Annotated in this window: 2 protein-coding genes; both read right to left on the reverse strand. The window is 46.1% G+C overall.

All coding sequences use genetic code 11. The features are described 5' to 3' along the window. A partial coding sequence (locus tag KDK16_RS00400; RefSeq protein WP_257274202.1) for a hypothetical protein occupies positions 1–1915 on the reverse strand: 1915 nt, incomplete at its 3' end. A gap of 225 nt (positions 1916–2140) precedes the next feature. After that, a partial coding sequence (locus KDK16_RS00405) for a hypothetical protein (protein WP_257255434.1) occupies positions 2141–2394 on the reverse strand: 254 nt, incomplete at its 5' end.

Below are 2394 nucleotides of genomic sequence, written 5' to 3' on the forward strand. Positions count from 1 at the left end.
CCATATTGAACTCGCCGTCCTTGTCTTTCCATTCAGGCCAGCCCAGTACCTCTTTTACTTCCTCGTGTTTGATGATGCCTTTTGTGTTGTACATGGACGAGAAGGAGCGGAATAGCTCCATATTGAACTCGCCATCCTTCTCTTTCCATTCCTGCCAGCTCAGCACCTCTTTCACTTCCTCATGTTTGGGAATGCCTTTTGTGTTGTACATAGACGAGAAAGAGCGGAACAACTTCATGTTGAACTTGCCATCCCTGTCTTTCCATTCAGGCCAGTCCAGCACCGCTTTCACTGCCTCATGTTTGGGTACGCCCCGGCCATTGTTCATGGTCGCGAAAGAGCGGAAAAGCTCCTTATTGAATTCGCCAGTCTTGTCTTTCCATTCAGGCCAGCCCATCAACTCTTTCACTTCTTTATGTTCGGGCACGCCTTTGCCATTATTCATGGACGATAAGGAAGTCAATACATCCAGAGTCGCTAAATATTCGAGCTCACCCTGGCTATGTTCAGCAAAATCACGTATGTATTTTTTTTTATTTTTTAGCATGCTCGTGAGCATGCCTGTATTTTTGATGGTTTCAGGAACGTGCTCAAAAAAAGCGATCGTATTATCGAAGAAACCATTAAAAGACCTTCTATCTACGAATCCAAGCATTTTATAAAAAGTGTACTTGGCAGTGATGTTTTTTTTATTGAATACCCCTATCAGGGTTTGTGCTTTTTCCAGCTCTTCCTCGCTCAATTTGTATTTGATATTTTTTTTCATTTTTTCCAATGGGTCATCGTAGATCTGAGTGTCTGCCTGTTTCCTTTTTTTGGTCGGTGGTGCAGCAACTGCTTTTGAATGATTTCTCTTTCTACCCGAGCCCTTGTTTTTTTTTCGAGCAGGTTCTGATGAATCCGGCTCTGTTTCTTCCCCGGTTTCTCTTGCTCTTTTTATACCCTTAGTACCCGACAGGCACTTGTTGCAAATAAATGCCGAAGCTGTTGCCTCATTCGCTATACGACTTAATTCCTGTTTATTCAGTACCTTGTTACACTTCGAACAAGTCACAGCTGGCTCCCCAATATTCTGCTCAGCTGACGGGGTCATTGGATCATCGCCTCCGTGACCACTGCCGCCTGTTGAACGAATTCTCTGGCTAATGGTAGCGGCTCCGAACATCTGGCCTGTTGTCGCGGTAGTTGAGACTTTGATTATTCTGGAGGGTTGATTCTTTTTCCTGGTACCCGCCTGCCGACCAGAATATCTGCAAGAAGTGATCTCACTGTAAACAATGAGTTCCTTATCATGCTCTGCCAACCATCTCTGAATCAGCCCCGGATGCATCGTGTCAGGATCTGATCCTTTCAGATCGAGAAGGTCCGCTTCAATCACCCTGATCCGATCTGACAAAATCCGTGTCAGCGTGGTTTGGCCCGTCATAATCGCCCATAGCCGTTTGATACGAAGCATTCGTAGCAGTTGCCTTTTTTGTTGCAGGCATTTTTGAACAGGGGCCAGAGCAGGGGTAAGTTCAGGCTGGGGCTCCGGGTCAGGATTCCAGTTGTTTCCGCCGGGTGGCTTGCCTCCATCGTTTCCGTCGGCAGCAACTATGGCGAGCGGTGAAGTGGAAAAGTGCTTCAGGGCTTCAAGGGACATAACCATCTGGTCAATGTGGCGTGTTTGCTTCATGGGCCAAATGGGTAGGGGAGGCAATTGGAGTGACGCAGCAGGACTGTTATTCGGCAGCAGCTTTAGCAAATGGGGAGGGTGTTGCATAAACCCTACCGGATGAGGATTGGGCGGTTCAGGTTCAACCAACTGATTGGCATATAAGAAACGGGCTGGTAGCGAGTTTGAGTCGACTAATCCCATTGCAGGCAGCGACTTCCCAAACATTATGGTCACTGACAGAAGCAGTGATCGGACCATCGAGCAGGCAGTTTTGTTTTTTTGTGAGCGTCCCATAGACTCAGGACCATTGATTGACCTTTGTTATTTGCACCGGAATGTATAGCACCTTCCTGCTCAGCGTGCCATGAACGGAGTTGGTGAAGAAGGTGTTTTTTTAAATGAGCGGGTTTGCTCGAAGGAAGCTTTCATTAAACGACTTATGACATATGATATCTGATGGGTCAGATTGAAGGCATAAGCCCATTAGAAAATACTCCCACACTCATCAAGTAACTCTAATTCCTGACAACTCTGATAAACATCAGGATCAACCACTGATAATAAAGGTTCTCGACTTTTTAACCGCTTTATTTCGCTGCATGCCTGTTGCCTCCATCCCTCGAGTATGTGGTCAGAGATGTCGATTTTGGCTTTTTTAAGGACGGTCACTATATGCATAAGTTCCATTTCATCCCTGTACCCGTCCAGTAATGTCAGTATTTCGATGTCAAAAACTT

It is taken from the genome of Endozoicomonas sp. SESOKO4 (genome assembly GCF_024606275.1).